The 15,699-nt window shown below is 63.2% G+C and carries 12 protein-coding genes; 7 read left to right on the top strand and 5 right to left on the bottom strand.

Translation table 11 applies throughout. From position 1 onward, the window contains the following. Nucleotides 1-6: 6 nt before the first annotated feature. Nucleotides 7-549: a CDP-alcohol phosphatidyltransferase family protein gene (locus tag LMTR13_RS22285; RefSeq protein ID WP_065729696.1), complete on the bottom strand. Its 543-nt coding sequence runs from the start codon at nt 547-549 to the stop codon at nt 7-9. 149 nt (nt 550-698) lie between these two features. Here LMTR13_RS22285 and purM point away from each other — a divergent pair, with 149 nt between their 5' ends. The 3 genes from purM to LMTR13_RS22270 all read left to right on the top strand — a co-directional run bounded on the left by purM (nt 699) and on the right by LMTR13_RS22270 (nt 3,219). Continuing rightward, nucleotides 699-1,772 (top strand): phosphoribosylformylglycinamidine cyclo-ligase, encoded by a 1,074-nt coding sequence (gene purM, locus LMTR13_RS22280; protein ID WP_065729695.1) that lies wholly within the window; start codon nt 699-701, stop codon nt 1,770-1,772. Next, nucleotides 1,769-2,422 (top strand): phosphoribosylglycinamide formyltransferase, encoded by a 654-nt coding sequence (gene purN, locus LMTR13_RS22275; RefSeq protein ID WP_065729694.1) that lies wholly within the window; start codon nt 1,769-1,771, stop codon nt 2,420-2,422. The genes purM and purN overlap by 4 nt, the downstream gene beginning before the upstream one ends. Nucleotides 2,423-2,487: 65 nt before the next feature. Then, nucleotides 2,488-3,219 carry a glutathione S-transferase family protein gene (locus LMTR13_RS22270; protein ID WP_065732890.1) on the top strand — a complete coding sequence of 244 codons (732 nt, stop codon included), beginning with the start codon at nt 2,488-2,490 and terminating at the stop codon, nt 3,217-3,219. Between the two features lie 61 nt (nt 3,220-3,280). On the opposite strand, the gene LMTR13_RS22265 is transcribed toward LMTR13_RS22270, so the two are convergent. Then, nucleotides 3,281-3,484 (bottom strand): cold-shock protein, encoded by a 204-nt coding sequence (locus LMTR13_RS22265; protein ID WP_065732889.1) that lies wholly within the window; start codon nt 3,482-3,484, stop codon nt 3,281-3,283. Between the two features lie 537 nt (nt 3,485-4,021). Here LMTR13_RS22265 and LMTR13_RS22260 point away from each other — a divergent pair. Next, nucleotides 4,022-4,981: an autotransporter outer membrane beta-barrel domain-containing protein gene (locus LMTR13_RS22260; RefSeq protein ID WP_418219710.1), complete on the top strand. Its 960-nt coding sequence runs from the start codon at nt 4,022-4,024 to the stop codon at nt 4,979-4,981. Between the two features lie 186 nt (nt 4,982-5,167). Here LMTR13_RS22260 and rnd read toward each other — a convergent pair whose 3' ends face one another. Beyond that, a complete protein-coding gene (rnd, locus tag LMTR13_RS22255; protein ID WP_065729693.1) occupies nt 5,168-6,316 on the bottom strand; it encodes a ribonuclease D in 1,149 nt (382 codons plus the stop codon). 655 nt (nt 6,317-6,971) lie between these two features. Beyond that, complete coding sequence (locus LMTR13_RS22250) at nt 6,972-8,444, bottom strand: protein adenylyltransferase SelO (protein ID WP_065729692.1); 1,473 nt, start codon at nt 8,442-8,444, stop codon at nt 6,972-6,974. A gap of 192 nt (nt 8,445-8,636) precedes the next feature. Here LMTR13_RS22250 and aspS point away from each other — a divergent pair, with 192 nt between their 5' ends. Next, nucleotides 8,637-10,412, top strand: a complete 1,776-nt coding sequence (gene aspS, locus LMTR13_RS22245; RefSeq protein ID WP_065729691.1) for an aspartate--tRNA ligase — start codon at nt 8,637-8,639, stop codon at nt 10,410-10,412. Nucleotide 10,413: 1 nt separating this feature from the next. Here aspS and LMTR13_RS22240 read toward each other — a convergent pair whose 3' ends face one another. After that, entirely contained in the window at nt 10,414-12,396 is a 1,983-nt protein-coding gene (locus tag LMTR13_RS22240) for a hypothetical protein (RefSeq protein ID WP_065729690.1), read from the bottom strand. 255 nt (nt 12,397-12,651) lie between these two features. Between LMTR13_RS22240 and LMTR13_RS22235 the strand changes: the two genes are divergently transcribed. Both LMTR13_RS22235 and LMTR13_RS22230 read left to right on the top strand, forming a co-directional pair. Then, nucleotides 12,652-14,961 carry an NADP-dependent malic enzyme gene (locus tag LMTR13_RS22235; protein WP_065729689.1) on the top strand — a complete coding sequence of 770 codons (2,310 nt, stop codon included), beginning with the start codon at nt 12,652-12,654 and terminating at the stop codon, nt 14,959-14,961. 284 nt (nt 14,962-15,245) lie between these two features. Continuing rightward, nucleotides 15,246-15,698 (top strand): DoxX family protein, encoded by a 453-nt coding sequence (locus LMTR13_RS22230; RefSeq protein WP_065732887.1) that lies wholly within the window; start codon nt 15,246-15,248, stop codon nt 15,696-15,698. Nucleotide 15,699 lies beyond the last annotated feature (1 nt).

Genomic DNA, 15,699 nt, shown 5'->3' with positions numbered 1-15,699 from the left:
CACGATCTAGCGCGCGTCGATCGTGCTCATGTGCCGCACCCACTCGACGAGATAGAGCGAGACGGAAACCAAAGTAAAGACCGTAACGAAACCCATCAGGATCACATCATAGGGCGCCGGGTTGAAGTTGAAGCCGAGCGACGCCAGCACCAGTGCCGCGAACGCCACCTGCGCCACCGTATTCAGCTTCGACACCATCAGGGGCTTCATCGGGATCGGCTTGCCGAACAGCCATGACACGATCACGGCCGTGACGATCATGATGTCACGCGACACCACGAGGATGACGAGCCAGCGCGGCACCGCGCCCCAGATACCAAGCGCCACGAAGATCGAAACCAGGAGCGCCTTGTCGGCAAGCGGGTCGAGCAGGGCGCCGAGCTCACTCGACATGTTGAAGCGCTTGGCGAGAAAGCCGTCGACAGCGTCACTGACGCCTGCGATCACGAAAATCGCGAAGGCGATCTCCATCTGGCTGGAGACGATCGCCCAGACGATGACTGGCACCAGGATGATGCGCCCCAGTGTGATGATGTTCGGAATACTCAACTCGGTCGCTTCCCGGCTCCCGGCCTAGATCCGGCCCCTGGCGGGTTTAGCCGGCTCTTATCTACATAGTATATGCGTCAAGCGCTTGCGAGCCATTGCAGGATCGCGGAATTCCTCGTAACCAGCCGTCATCATACTGGAATTCGGGCATGAACGACCGCAAAAACGGGCTGACTTACGCGGATTCGGGCGTCGATATCGATGCCGGCAACCGCCTGGTCGATCTCATCAAGCCGATGGTGCGCGCCACCGCCCGGGCCGGCGCCAACGCCGAAATCGGCGGTTTTGGCGGCCTGTTCGACCTCAAGGCGGCGGGTTTCAAGGACCCGGTGCTGGTGGCGGCGACCGACGGCGTCGGCACCAAGGTCAAGATCGCGATCGAGACCGGCCTGCATGGCGGCATCGGCATCGACCTGGTGGCGATGTCGGTTAACGACTTGGTCGTCCAAGGCGCGGAACCGTTGTTCTTCCTGGACTATTTTGCCTGCGGCAAGCTCGACCCCGAGGCCGCCGCAGCCATCGTGGCCGGTGTCGCCGAGGGCTGCCGGGAGTCCGGCTGCGCCCTGATCGGCGGCGAGACCGCTGAGATGCCGGGGCTCTACAAGGACGGCGACTACGACCTGGCGGGCTTTGCGGTTGGAGCTGCCGAGCGCGGCACGCTATTGCCGACCGCGGACATCGCCGTCGGTGACGCCGTGATCGGATTGGCTTCGTCCGGCGTTCATTCCAACGGCTTTTCGCTGGTCCGCAAGATCGTCGCACAATCCCGCGTGGCTTTCGATGCGCCGGCGCCATTCTCGCCGGTCATGACGTTGGGCGGCGCGCTGCTGACGCCGACGCGGCTCTATGTGAAATCCTGCCTGCACGCGATCCGCGAGACCGGGGCGATCAAGGGACTTGCCCACATCACCGGCGGCGGCTTCACCGACAACATCCCACGCGTGTTGCCGAAGCACCTCGGCGTCGGTATCGATCTGGCGCGGCTGCCGGTGCTCCCGGTGTTCAAGTGGCTGGCGGAGCAGGGCGGCATCGCCGAACTCGAATTGCTGCGCACCTTCAACTGCGGCATCGGCATGGTCGCCATCGTCAAACCGGATGCGATCGAGCAAGTGACGGCAGTGTTGACCGAAAGCGGCGAGGCCGTCGCCTTGCTCGGCGAAGTGGTCCCGGCTGCGGGCGAACATCGCGTGGTCTACAACGGTCACCTCGATCTCGCGCAATGAAGCGCCGTGTCGCCATCCTGATCTCGGGGCGCGGGTCGAACATGGCCGCGCTGATCGATGCGGCGAAGGCTGTGGATTTTCCAGCCGAGATCGTCGCCGTCATTTCCAACCGTGTCGATGCGCCTGGGCTGGAGAAGGCAGCCGCGAGCGGCATCCCGACACTGGTCGTCGAGAGCAAGCCGTTCGGCAAGGACCGCGCGGGCTTTGAGGCCGTCCTGCAGCGGGCGCTGGATGAAAAGGAGGTCGAACTGATCTGCCTCGGCGGATTCATGCGGCTGTTCACCGCCGAGTTCGTGCAGCGCTGGTACGGAAAAATGCTCAACATCCATCCCTCGTTGCTGCCGTCGTTCCCGGGTCTCGATCCGCACGGGCAGGCGTTGCAGGCCGGGGTCAAGATCTCGGGCGCGACCGTGCATTTCGTGATCCCCGAAACCGACGCCGGCCCGATCGTGATGCAGGGCGCGGTGACGGTGGCCGACGACGATACGGCAGAGACGTTGTCGCAGCGTATTCTCGGCATCGAGCATCGCATCTACCCCGAGGCGCTGCGCTTGCTTGCGAGCGGAAAGCTTCGCCTCGAAGGCGACATCTGCAAGGTTGCCGACGGGGCCGACCGCGATGGCACCCTGATTTCGCCGCGGACGATCTGATATTATCTGCCGGGGTGCGCGAACGAGCGCGACAACTGCGCTCCGCAAAATCCATCGAGGGTTCCATGATCACGCTCTATGGCTCCGGGCCTAATTTCGGCCTTCCCGACGCAAGCCCGTTCGTGACCAAGGCCGAGACCTTGCTGCGGATGTCGAAACTGCCTTTCAAAAAAGCGCTGATGAGCTTTTCGAAGGCGCCCAAGGGCAAGATTCCCTACATTGAGGATGATGGCCAGTTGCTTGGCGATTCCACGTTGATCCGCTGGCATCTCGAAAAGAAATACGGCATCGATTTCGACCAGGGCCTCAGCGCCGAACAGCTCGCCATCTCTTGGGCCTTCGAGAAGATGGCGGAGGACAATCTCTACTGGGCCAGCGTCTACTTCCGCTGGATGATCGAGGACAATTTCCGCAAAGGGCCCGTCAATTTCTTCAAGGGGGTGCCGGCGCCGGTCAGGCCGGTCGTCGTCTCGATGATCCGCCGCCGCCTGCGCAAGACGCTGAACGGCCAGGGAATCGGCCGTCACTCCGAAGACGAGATCACCGCGATCGGAATCCGCTCGATCGATGCGATGGCGGCCTATCTCGGCGACAAGACATTCTTCATGGGCAGGGAGCCCGCCGGCATCGACGCCACGATGTTTGCCTTCGCGGTCAGCGCGATTTGTCCGCTGTTCGAGTCGGATTTGCAGCGGGCGGCCGCAAGCCATGATAACTTGCGGCGGTATGTCGGCCGGATGACCGCGCGATTCTATCCGGAACTCAGCGAGATCGCTGGTTGCCAGGCAGCCGCCTGAATTCGGGCAGGATGCAAACAAAATCCCCCGGCGGGGCCGGGGGTATTTAGGGTGGATGAGTCTAGGTGACCTTGAGGTTTTCCGCGGACGTCTTGCCGCGGTTTTCGACAAGGTCGTACTCGATGTGCTGGTTCTCGTTGAGAGTGGTGAGCCCCGCACGCTCGACGGCCGAGATGTGGACGAACACGTCCTTCTCGCCGACCGCCGGCTTGATGAACCCATACCCCTTGGTGGGGTTGAACCACTTGACGCTGCCCTTGTGCATCGCCATCGCCTGTCTCCAAGTTTGGTCTAGATACAAAAAAGACGCGGCCACGTTTTCCACGTGCCACGCCACAAACGGGCTTCCTGATAGCTGCTAGATTTCCTGCTCGCGAAACGCACAGTCGAACGGCCTGAATCCGATTGCGCTGGGATTGCAACATGAAATTTGGACGTTCGCAAGGTTCTGGCGGGCGTCCGCAAATCGTCCTGGTGTCGTGGGCTGTGGCAGCCGAACCACAATCGCGCGTATTCGGCAGCGCGCCGATTGACCCCTTGCGCGAACTAGGGGCAAATCGTTGCGGTTTATCGGCATTTGCGCATTTTTCGGGTTGGCGCTTCGCCCTCTGGAATGGACTACATGCGCGGCTCATGGCGGCCTTCGCGAGCATGGAAAATCGGAACCGGGCGCGCGTTTGCGCGTCTGGCCGCGATTGCGTTCGTTCTCATCGCCGTCACCTCCGCCGCGCACGCGCAATCGCCAACACCCACGCCCACCCCGACACCCACGCCTTCGCCGACGCCTAGCCCGACTCCGACCGTGATCAATTCGACGGTCTCATCGGGCGCGACACTGACTAATCTCGGCAGCAATTTCCTGGAGCGGCTGGGTACCCAGTCGAGCAACGGCTTCAATCGCTTGCAGCGGACCAATCCGGGGGGCGGCGGCGCCTCCGAGAGCACGGAAGCGCCGCGCTATCGGACCTGGTTCGAAGGCTACGGGAACTGGACCAAGAACGGCGCGGTCGGCGATTTCGTCGGCGACAGCAGAAAAACCTGGGGCGGTGTGGCCGGGATCGGTGCGCGGGTGGCGCCGGGAATCAATATCGGCTTTTCGGTCGACCAGAGCCGCTCGGCAATCGACATTCCGCTGGCGCTGCAATCGGCCACCATCGACCTGACCCAGCTCGGTTTCACGGCCTCCGTCGATAGCGGGCCGTGGACCTGGGCCAGCGCCGTCGTGCACGGTTTCGGCAACATCAACTCGCGCCGCGACACCGGTCTCGGGATTGCGGCCGCCGGATACAATGCCCGGCTCGACGGCGTCTTGAGCGAGATCAGCTATTACTGGTCCAAGGACCAGGGCCGTGTCGTGCCCAAAGCCGCTTTCGAATATGTCCGCGCGCGAACTGGATCGCTGCAGGAGATCGGCGGTCTCGATCCCGTGGCGGCGACGGGCGCTACCGTGCAGCGCGCGCGGCTCTTGATCGGTGCGGAGATCGGCCACTACTGGATATTCGACGGCAAGATTCTTGACCTGTCGGGCTACGGCAAGTTCGTCGACAATGTCGTGCAGAATTTCTCCGACATCACCGTCACTCTCGGTGCCCAAAGTCTCACGCTGCAGGGCATCGGCGAGAGCAGGTACGGCGCCGATGCCGGCGCCTCGGCCTCGCTGAGCCTGACCAACACCGCACGGCTCTACGTCAACTACGACGCCAAACTCCGCGCCGCGATGCAGTCGCATCAGGGCACGGTGGGGATTGAATTGAAGTGGTAGCGGAATTCGTGTCCCGGACGCGGTGCAGCACGCAGTGATGCGCCGCAGAGCCGGGACCCACGGCCGCAGTATGTGGACCTCGGACCAGCAGCGCACCACGCCGCAAGCATAGCGCGTCGAAGACGCGCGTGAACGCGCTGATGGCGTTGCGCAGCATCCAGGGAACGCAGCCAGAAAGCTGTGGCCTTAAACCCGGTCGACCCGGACGACCCTGCCTTTTTCGATCGCCAGCGCCAACCTGCCGTGCTTCAGCGCCAGCGCCGCTTCGCCGAATAATTCGCGGCGCCAGCCGTGCAGGGCGGCGACGTCGGCGTGGTCGTCGGCGGCGATTTGGTCGAGATCGTCGACGGTCGCAATTACCTTGCTGGCGACGGCGTGGCGTTCCGACGTCATCCGCAGCAGCACTTTCAACAGTTCGACGGTCGCTGCGCCATTCGAATTGCCGCGCGGCTTTTCGATCTTCGGCAGCGTAGCGTGATCGCGGGCGAGGCCGCGCTGCACGGCGGCGATGATGTCGGTGCCCCATTTGGAGCGGTCAAAGCCTTTCGGCAGCGAGCGCAGGTTGGCGAGACGCTCCAGTGAGGTCGGCGCGTGGGTGGCGATGTCGCCGACTGCATCGTCCTTCAGCACGCGTGAGCGCGGCACGTCGCGGCTTTGCGCTTCCTGCTCGCGCCAGGCCGCGACTTCCATCAGCACGGCAAGCTCCTTCGGCTTGCGGACCCGGCTCTTGAGCCGTTCCCAGGCGCGCTCGGGGTGGAAATCGTAGGTCCGCGGCGAGGTCAGGACTTCCATCTCCTCGCTGACCCAGTCGCTGCGGCCGCGCTTCTTCAAATCGGCATCGAGGGCGGCAAAGACATCGCGCAAATGGGTGACGTCAGAGATCGCGTAATGCATCTGCTCCGGCGTCAGCGGGCGGCGCGACCAGTCGGTGAAGCGGTGGGTCTTGTCCGGCCGGTGGCCGGTGACGCGCTCGACGAGCTGGTCATAGGCGATGCTGTCGCCATAACCCAGCACCATGGCCGCGACTTGCGTATCGAAGATCGGGTGCGGAATGGTGCCGGACTGGTGCCAGACGATTTCGATGTCCTGGCGGGCAGCGTGAAACACCTTCAGCACCGCCTCGTTTCCCATCAGCTCGAAGAACGGCTTGAGGTCGATGCCGGGCGCCAGCGTGTCGATCACGACGGCTTCATCCGGGCTCGCCATCTGCACGACGCAGAGCAGGGGGTAGTAGGTCGTCTCCCGCAGGAACTCGGTATCGACCGTGATGACCTTGTGCTGGGCGAGCCGGGAGCAGGCGGCGGCGAGGTCGGAAGTGGTGGTAATCAGATCCATGAACAATCCATGACGCGTCGGACAGGCGTTCTGCCGAAAACGCTGATATGTCAAGGGTGTCGCGGAGGATTTGAGCCCTGCATTTGAGCCTGAACACGGCTTTTTTGCGTCGGCTTGGGGGCCGGACGCCTCGGCACCCGATGGTCGTCGCCCGGCTTGATCGGGCCACCCAGTATTCCAGAGGCGCCGGTGGTTAATTGAGAGGCCGCCGCGTACTGGATATCCGCTTCGCGGGTATGACAGCGCTCGCTCGAAAATCTCTCACTCGTAACGCACGTGCCGCGACCGCCGACGGCCCGACGGGATCGCGAGCACGACGAGGCACAGCGCAATCATCGCCAATCCCAAGAATTCGAAAGCAAAGGCGTCCACGGCAATTCTCCCCAGTAAGGCGTTAGAATTGTAGGGAGCGCATTGACCGTTTCTTAATTTGTGGAACCGTGCAGGGAAGCGCGTCGTCGGATGGTGGATGGTTGCTTAAGGAGTTGGGTTAACGGCAGCGTGCAGGATGGGCAGAGCGACGTAGCCCATCAGCACTGCGCCGAGATTTCCAATAAGTCATTGCGAGAAGCGAAGCGACGAAGCAATCCATTCTTTCTTCCGCAGCGGGATGGATTGCTTCGCTTCGCTCGCAATGACGTGGAAAGACAGTATTTCATGTCCCGCAGAACGTCCGCAGCACGCGCTGATCCGGCAGCGGCGGATCGGCGTAAGCCGCGAACTCCGACTGATCCTCATATGGCTTCGACAGCACCGTCAGCAATTCCTCGAATGGCGCGTAGTCGTTGTTCACGGCGGCTGCGATCACCGCTTCGACGCGGTGGTTGCGCGGGATGAAGGCCGGGTTCACCGCGCGCATCGCGGCCTGGCGCTCGGCGGCCGACTGCGGTTCGTCGGCGAGGCGTTGGCGCCATCGCGCGGCCCATTCATCGAAGGCAGTGGGGTCGGTGAACTGATCGCGCACCTCGTGCTCGGCGCCATCGCCCGCAGCATCGCTCAATCGGCGGAAGGTGAGGGTGAAGTCGGCCGTGTTCTTCGCCATGGCGTCGAGCAAGTCCTGGATCAACGCTTCGTCGCCGTCGCGTTCGGTGAACAGGCCGATCTTTTTGCGCAGTCCGGCCTGATAAGCGGCGGTGAATTTGTCGGCGAAATCGCCGAGGATGAATTGGGCCTGTTCGATCGCCTTGTCCTGCTCGTCGGAGAACAGTGGCAGCAGGCATTCGGCGAGCCTCGTCAGATTCCACAGCGCGATGCGCGGCTGATTGGCGTAGGCGTAGCGGCCCATCTCATCGATCGACGAGAACACCTGCGCCGGATTGTAGTCGTCCATGAACGCGCATGGGCCGTAGTCGATCGTCTCGCCTGATATCGACGTGTTGTCGGTGTTCATGACGCCGTGGATGAAGCCGACCAGAAGCCAGCGTGCGACCAGATCGGCCTGGCGGGCGACGACGCCTTCGAGCAGCGCGTGATAGGGGCGTTCGGCCTTCGCCACATCCGGATAGTGCCTGGCAATGACGTGGTCGGCGAGCTTGCGCACGCCGTCGGTGTCACCGCGCGCGGCGAAGAACTGGAAGGTACCGACGCGGACATGGCTGGCGGCCACGCGGGTTAGCACCGCGCCAGGCAGCATGGTCTCGCGCATCACGTTCTCGCCGGTGACGACAGCGGCGAGCGAGCGGGTGGTAGGGATGCCCAGCGCAAACATCGCCTCGCTGACGATATATTCGCGCAGTACAGGCCCGAGCGCGGCGCGGCCGTCGCCCCGGCGCGAGAATGGCGTCGGCCCGCTGCCCTTGAGCTGGATGTCGCGGCGGACGCCGTCCTTGTCGATGACCTCGCCGAGCAGGATGGCGCGGCCATCGCCGAGCTGGGGCACGAACTGGCCGAACTGGTGGCCGGCATAGGCCATCGCAATCGGTTCGGCACCCTCGGGCAGGCGCTTTCCGGCCAGAATTTCCGCCCCTTCAGGGCTCTCCAGGACATCGGGATCGAGGCCGAGGTGGACGGCCAGCGTCCGGTTCAGCTTGATCAGCCGTGGGGCGGCGACCGGGGTCGGGGCGACGCGGGCGAAAAAATTCGCCGGCAGCGCCGAATAGGTGTTCTGGAACGGGAAATGGATGGTCATGACCTAAAGATAGGCGCGGCCCCGGAATAGGCAAACGCTCCAGGCGGTGGCCTGCCGAAATGGCCGTTTTTGAGCCGAAAACAGCCCCGCCCTTGGTTGCCGCCCCCGGCTGCGTCGGGTAAACCCTCCGCAACTTCGGGCCGGCTTTGGCCCCCGATTCTCAACCTCCGACATCTGTTTTTTGGGACTTCCATGCATCGCTACCGGTCACATACATGCGGCGCGCTCCGCGAGGGCGACATTGGGCAAACTGCCCGTCTTTCCGGCTGGTGCCACCGTATCCGCGACCATGGCGGCGTGCTGTTCATCGATCTGCGCGACCATTACGGCATCACCCAATGCGTGGCCGACCCGGACTCGCCGGCGTTCAAGGAAGTCGAAAAGTTCCGGTCGGAATGGGTGGTGCGGATCGACGGCAAGGTGCGACGGCGCCCTGAAGGCACCGACAACCCGGAACTGCCGACCGGCAAGGTCGAGGTTTACGTCAGCGAGATCGAGGTGCTCGGCCCGGCCGGCGAGCTGCCGCTACCCGTGTTCGGCGAGCAGGAATACCCCGAAGACATCAGGCTCAAGTATCGCTTCCTCGACCTCCGGCGCGAGAAGCTGCATCAGAACATCATGACCCGCGGCGCCATCGTGGATTCCATGCGCCGGCGGATGAAGGAGCAGGGGTTCTTCGAGTTCCAGACTCCGATCCTGACGGCGTCCTCGCCGGAAGGCGCGCGCGACTTCCTGGTGCCGTCGCGGATTCATCCCGGAAAATTCTACGCGCTGCCGCAGGCGCCGCAGCAATACAAGCAGCTCCTGATGATGTCGGGCTTCGACCGCTACTTCCAGATCGCGCCGTGTTTCCGCGATGAGGATCCGCGCGCCGATCGCCTGCCGGGCGAGTTTTATCAGCTCGATGTCGAAATGAGCTTCGTCACGCAGGAGGACGTGTTCGCGGCGATGGAGCCAGTTGTCACCGGCGTGTTCGAGGAGTTTGCCAAGGGCAAACCGGTGACCAAAGGCTGGCCGCGTATTCCGTTTGCGGAAGCCCTGCGCAAATACGGCACCGACAAGCCGGACCTGCGCAACCCGATTGTGATGCAGGACGTCTCCGAACACTTCCGCGGCTCCGGCTTCAAGGTGTTCGCGCGGATGCTGGAAGACCCCAAGAACCAGGTCTGGGCGATCCCGGGCGTGGGCGGAGGCTCACGCGCGTTCTGCGACCGCATGAACTCGTGGGCGCAGGGCGAAGGCCAGCCCGGCCTCGGCTACATCATGTGGCGCGAGGGCGGCGAGGGCGCGGGCCCGCTCGCCAACAACATCGGTGCGGAGCGGACGGCTGCGATCCGCAACCAGCTCGGCATGAAGGAGGGCGATGCCGCCTTCTTCGTCGCGGGCGATCCGGAAAAATTCTGGAAGTTCTCAGGCCTCGCCCGCACCAAGGTGGCCGAGGAGCTGAACCTGATCGACAAGGACCGGTTCGAACTCGCCTGGATCGTCGACTTCCCGATGTACGAGTACAACGAGGAAGACAAGAAGGTCGACTTCTCGCACAACCCGTTCTCGATGCCGCAGGGCGGCCTCGATGCGCTTCTTGGGCAGGACCCGCTGACCATCAAGGCGTTCCAGTACGACATCACCTGCAACGGCTACGAGATCGCGTCCGGCGGCATCCGCAACCACAAGCCGGAAGCGATGGTGAAGGCGTTCGAGATCGCGGGCTATGGCGAGAAGGACGTCGTCGAGCGCTTCGGCGGCATGTATCGCGCATTCCAGTACGGGGCCCCGCCGCATGGCGGCATGGCGGCCGGTGTCGACCGCATCGTGATGCTGCTCTGCGGCACCACGAATCTGCGGGAAATCTCGCTGTTCCCGATGAACCAGCAGGCCGTGGACCTCCTGATGGGCGCGCCATCGGAGGTCACCACAAAGCAGCTCCGCGAGCTTCACATCCGGCTCAACCTGCCGGATAAGGGGTAGCTCACAGCCCCGTCGAAGCCTCGATCCGGAATTGCGCCAGCGCATTAGCATTATCCGGATCGGCTTTGAATAGTTCGATGAACCGCAGTGCCGAGACCTTGCCGATCGGCGCAAGCTTGATGATCAGCGTTTGCCCCGGGGTCTCGATAAAGCGGGCCAACATCTCTGCGGCAGCTGCGGCGTCGGGCTTAGTTGCCGCCACGTGTCTGCCGCTATCTCTGATCTTGTCGACGAAGCTGCGCCGCGCTTCCTCGCGACTGACGTTCAATACGCGGGCGTTTAGTGTGTTCGCGAGGTCGAGGAAACCACTATCGTGCATCGTGAATTCCAGCGTCCCGGCCTCGATTTCCGCCGCCATGGCTGTTGCCCGCGCCAGATCTGGCGAGAATAGTCCCCGTGGAACGCTGGAGAGCGAAACGCGCGCCGAAGCCTTCAGCAGGCCGCCGAATTCGAGCGACACCGGTTCTAGTGCGAACGATTTTGACGCTTCGGTCCAGGCTGCGCCGACATCCAGGTCGATCGCCGCGGTGTCCAAGCCGGCGCCAAGCAGTATTTGTTGCCTGGGATCACTGCTGTCGATCGGTGCTGACATCTTCAACTTCAGCCGTACCTTGCTCGGGATCGGACCAACGAACTGGCCCCAGTCTAGGCTGAAAGTGTCGACGTTGACCGGTTTGCCAGTGTCCTTGAACGGCGCCATGAGGCCGTTGAGTTCGACGCCCTCGATCAGCGGAATCAGCGCCAGCGCCTTGTCGGGTGACGGCTGTTGTCCCGGGTTTGAGAATTGCGCCGCCATTCGCAGCAGACCGGCGACATCGAGGGATTTTAGCGCGAAGCGTCCGACCTTGACGGGCCCCTTCGGAGAACGTCCATCGAGTCCTTCGATCGCGAATTCGCCGACCTTGCCGTCTTCCAGGTTGAACCGGGCCGCTGCGAGCTTGAATGGGCCCTCCGGCGTTTCCGCCGAGATGCCGCGCATCTCGGCAGTTCCGACGCGCACGGCCTCGTAGACCTTCGCCATCTTGTCCATCATCTCGCGGGTCTGCGCCGCCGTTGGAGTGCCGCCGGCCGGCTGCATCAGCGCCAGCAGCGTCGGAAGTTGCAGCCGCGACGGCCGCAGGCTGACATCGTCGATGGTCATCCCGTCGATACGCATACGCACGCCTTGGGCGGACGTGATGATATAGGCGCCTGCCGTCGCTTGACCGTAGAAGCGATAGTATTTGTCGTCGTTTGCCTTCTGCGGATCGAGGATGGCGGCAGCCGCGGCGGCGTCGAAATCATGCGAAACAAAATTTGCGATCTCGCCAGTCAATTTGTCGGCCTTGCCCGCTTGCTGGGTGTTAGCGGTGAAGGCGAGCCGCTCGATCTGCATGGACGCGATCTTGCCATTCTTGATGTCCCGCAGCGCGGTGCCCGAATAAGTGAAATTGCCCGACGTGATTGCGCCGAAGTTGATGGTCCCGACAATGCTTGGCACCACGACGGATGACGCGGACACGGCGGCAAACTGCTCCAGTGCGGCCCGATAGGCCTCGACGATGGAAGCCGAAGCGGGTCGCACCGGCAGGCTGCCGGGGCCAGAATAGTCCTTCACGCTGATTTGCGGCACCTTGTAGGTGACGTGTCCGCCGGTCGGGCCTGCGATGGCAACGCTGACTTCCAGGTCGGTCCATTCGACATTGTCAGCCGAGAATTTCGCCGCGTCGGGAAGGCCGACGCCGGAGGCCGTCAGGCTGGCAATCTTGACGCTCACCGGGGGCTGCGATGCCGACTCCGTGGCAATATCGTCTATCCTGAGTGTGCGGCTTCTCAGGTCGAACGATACCTTGCCGTGGCTGGCCTTGCCGCCGCTGGCTCTGATCTGCTCGAACGCGGCGTCGACCTCGCGCGTGATTCGATGCTGGGTGTAGAACTCGAAGCCGAAGAAGCCGCCCGCCGCGATCACGACCGCGGCGACCAGACCCAGCAGTATCTTTACCATTAGTTGTGCTCCGGTCGCCGACGTGGCGGGAGGCAAATTTGCCATATTGTCGGCCAGGGGGATGGGGTAGGGAGACGAATATGCTACCGGATTTGCCGCTCGTCGTCGATGAGCCGTTGTTGACTGCGGCGTTCTCGGATGTTGCATCCAAGTGGTCGCCCGTGCTTCACATCCCCCTCATTTTGCCGGAAAACCGACCCTGATCTGGAAGTATCAATAAGACAAGAGTTCGGGACCGGAAACGCGGGAGCCTACATGTCGTCCTATTCTGAAGATCTGCGTTCTGCGGCGCTGGCGTATCATCAGTTGCCGCGGCCCGGCAAACTCGAGATCCAGGCGACGAAGCCGCTCGCCAACCAGCGCGACCTCGCGCTGGCCTATTCGCCGGGCGTAGCGGCGGCGTGCACCGAGATCGCCAACAATCCGGCCGAAGCGGCGTCGCTGACCTCCCGCGCCAATCTCGTGGCCGTGGTCTCCAACGGTACCGCGGTGTTGGGGCTCGGCAATATCGGCCCGCTGGCGTCCAAGCCCGTGATGGAAGGCAAGGCGGTCCTGTTCAAGAAATTCGCCGGAATCGATGTGTTCGACATCGAGATCGCCGCCGACACGATCGAGCGGGTGGTCGAGACGGTGGCGGCGCTGGAGCCGACCTTCGGCGGCATCAATCTCGAGGACATCAAGGGACCGGAATGTTTTGAGATCGAGGCGCAGCTCAAGGAGCGCATGAAGATCCCGGTGTTCCACGACGACCAGCATGGCACCGCCATCATCGTGGGTGCCGCCATCGTCAATGGGTTGCTGTTGAACGGCAAGAAGCTGCCTGATGTGAAGATCGTCTGCTCCGGCGCCGGCGCTGCGGCGATCGCGTGCCTCAATCTGTTGGTGTCGATGGGCGCACAGCGCAAGAACATCTGGGTCTGCGACATCGACGGCGTCGTGCATGAGGGGCGCAACACGCTGATGGACCGCTGGAAGGCGGTCTATGCGCAGAAGACCAACGCGCGCGTGCTGGCGGACGTGATCGGCGGCGCGGATATTTTCTTGGGTTTGTCTGCGCCGAACGTGCTGACGCCCGAGATGGTCACGCAGATGGCGGACCAGCCGTTGGTGATGGCACTGGCCAATCCGATCCCGGAGATCATGCCGGACGAAGCCCGGAAGGCGCGCCCCGACGCGATGATCTGCACCGGGCGTTCCGACTTTCCGAACCAGGTCAACAACGTCCTGTGCTTTCCGTTCATCTTCCGCGGCGCGCTCGACGTCGGCGCCACCGGGATCAACGAGGAAATGAAACATGCCGCCGTCGACGCCATCGCGCAGCTTGCGCGCGATCCGCCGTCGGATGCGGTGGCGCAGGGTTTCGACAGCGGCGAGACGCAAGGTTTTGGCCCAGGCTCGCTGATCCCGAGCCCGTTCGATCCGCGGCTGATCCTGCGCATCGCGCCGGCGGTGGCGCGTGCTGCGATGGAATCCGGCGTCGCCACGCGCCCGATCAAGAATTTCGAGGAGTATACCGCGCTGCTGGAGCGCTTCGCCTTCCGTTCCGGCCTCGTCATGAAGCCGGTGTTCGCCAAGGCCAAGACCCAGCCGGTCCGCGTGATCTATGCCGAGGGCGAGGACCAGCGGGTGCTGCGCGCGACGCAGGTCGTGCTGGAAGAGAAGCTGGCGCGGCCGATCCTGGTCGGGCGGCCTTCCGTGGTCGAAGCCCGGATCAAGCGGTTCGGCCTCTCGATCAAGGCCGGGCAGGATTTCGATCTGGTCAACCCGGAAGACGATCCGCGCTACCGCTCCTACGTGCAGACCTATATCGACGTGGCCGGACGGCGCGGCGTCACGCCCGAGGCCGCGCGCACCGTGGTTCGCACCAACAACACCGTGATCGCCGCGCTGGCGGTGGTGCGCGGCGAGGCCGATGCCATGATCTGCGGCGTCGAAGGCCGCTATATGAGCCATCTGCGCCATGTCCGCGAGATCATCGGCTTCCTTCCGGGCGTCAGCGATTTCGCGGCGCTGGCGATGATGATCACCAGCAAGGGTTCCTATTTCATCGCCGATACCCAGGTGCGTCCGAATCCGAGCGCCGAGGAACTGGCGGAAGTGGCGTCGCTGGCGGCAACCCACGTCCAGCGGTTCAACATGAAGCCGCGCGTCGCCTTCGTGTCACATTCCGACTTCGGCAGTTATGATACGGAATCCTCACGCAAGATGCGCCGTGCCACCACGCTGTTGAAGGAAAAGCATCCAGAGATCGAGGCCGACGGCGAGATGCAGGGAGATACCGCGCTCTCTGCCGCCGCGCGCAAACTCGTGCTGCCGCATTCGAACCTGGAAGGCGATGCCAACATCCTGATCATGCCGAACCTCGACACCGCCAACGTCGCCTACCAGATGATCAAGACGCTGGCGGATGCGCTTCCCGTCGGTCCGATCCTGATCGGCCCGGCGCGCCCGGCGCACATCCTCACCCCGGGGGTGACGGCGCGCGGCATCCTCAACATGACGGCGGTTGCCGCCGTCGAAGCCCAGGAGCGCGCCGGCCGTCAGCAGCCAACCTTGTTCGGGTAGATCCGGCTTCAGACTAATTCAAAACCGGGATGCAGCCTTTGTTCTGACGCGCTTTCTTCAGACGGGCCGCTACCGGCCTCGGATCAGGCCGGGGCATGCTTCGCTTGAAAAGCTATGATCAAGAAAGCGCCTTGGTTCTGCTTCTATCGGAAGGTCTGGTTGGGTCGCGCGCAGGCTCCTGCGCGGATGGTTTCGATTTGAGCGTTTGAAAAGCGGTGACGAAACGCCCATAATCGTTTCGCGCCGCCTGCTATCTTTGCATGCCATTCAGTGAGGCCGATCCCATGCCAGCGTTAGTTACCTTCGGGCGAGTCCTGTTCGCCGTGCTCTTCATGTACACGGGAGCGACCAAACTCTTCGCGATACAGCAGACGGCAGACTTCATCGCATCCAAGGTGACGATTCCGGCGCTGCTTGTGCCCTATGCCTCGCAGCTCGAATCCATGATGGGCATGCCGATGCCGCAATTGCTGACGCTCGGCGTCGGCGGTTTTGAGATACTCGCCGGCCTGATGATCGCGGTCAATTTCGCCGCGCGCTTCTTCGCAATCCTGCTGATCTTCTTCGTGCTCGCCACGACCTTCTACTTCCACGACTTCTGGAATCAGCCCGCGCCCGAGAATGCCAAGACGTTGATCGAGGCTCTGAAGAATCTGTCGATCATCGGCGCCCTGTTCATGATCGCGGGCTACGGCAAGGGTCCGCGGCCGAACGAGCCGGCCTACGGGGACATCTAAC

The organism is Bradyrhizobium icense, assembly GCF_001693385.1.
GTDB classification, from domain to species: Bacteria; Pseudomonadota; Alphaproteobacteria; order Rhizobiales; family Xanthobacteraceae; genus Bradyrhizobium; species Bradyrhizobium icense.
This window is presented reverse-complemented; position numbering and strand designations above follow the sequence as displayed.

What these genes read in the sequence shown, in the direction of transcription:
- purM (WP_065729695.1), top strand. Translation starts at nt 699, where the DNA reads ATGAACGACCGCAAAAACGGGCTGACTTACGCGGATTCGGGCGTCGAT.
- purN (WP_065729694.1), top strand. Translation starts at nt 1,769, where the DNA reads ATGAAGCGCCGTGTCGCCATCCTGATCTCGGGGCGCGGGTCGAACATG.
- LMTR13_RS22270 (WP_065732890.1), top strand. Translation starts at nt 2,488, where the DNA reads ATGATCACGCTCTATGGCTCCGGGCCTAATTTCGGCCTTCCCGACGCA.
- LMTR13_RS22265 (WP_065732889.1), bottom strand. Translation starts at nt 3,484, where the DNA reads ATGCACAAGGGCAGCGTCAAGTGGTTCAACCCCACCAAGGGGTATGGG.
- rnd (WP_065729693.1), bottom strand. Translation starts at nt 6,316, where the DNA reads ATGGATCTGATTACCACCACTTCCGACCTCGCCGCCGCCTGCTCCCGG.
- LMTR13_RS22250 (WP_065729692.1), bottom strand. Translation starts at nt 8,444, where the DNA reads ATGACCATCCATTTCCCGTTCCAGAACACCTATTCGGCGCTGCCGGCG.
- aspS (WP_065729691.1), top strand. Translation starts at nt 8,637, where the DNA reads ATGCATCGCTACCGGTCACATACATGCGGCGCGCTCCGCGAGGGCGAC.
- LMTR13_RS22240 (WP_065729690.1), bottom strand. Translation starts at nt 12,396, where the DNA reads ATGGTAAAGATACTGCTGGGTCTGGTCGCCGCGGTCGTGATCGCGGCG.
- LMTR13_RS22235 (WP_065729689.1), top strand. Translation starts at nt 12,652, where the DNA reads ATGTCGTCCTATTCTGAAGATCTGCGTTCTGCGGCGCTGGCGTATCAT.
- LMTR13_RS22230 (WP_065732887.1), top strand. Translation starts at nt 15,246, where the DNA reads ATGCCAGCGTTAGTTACCTTCGGGCGAGTCCTGTTCGCCGTGCTCTTC.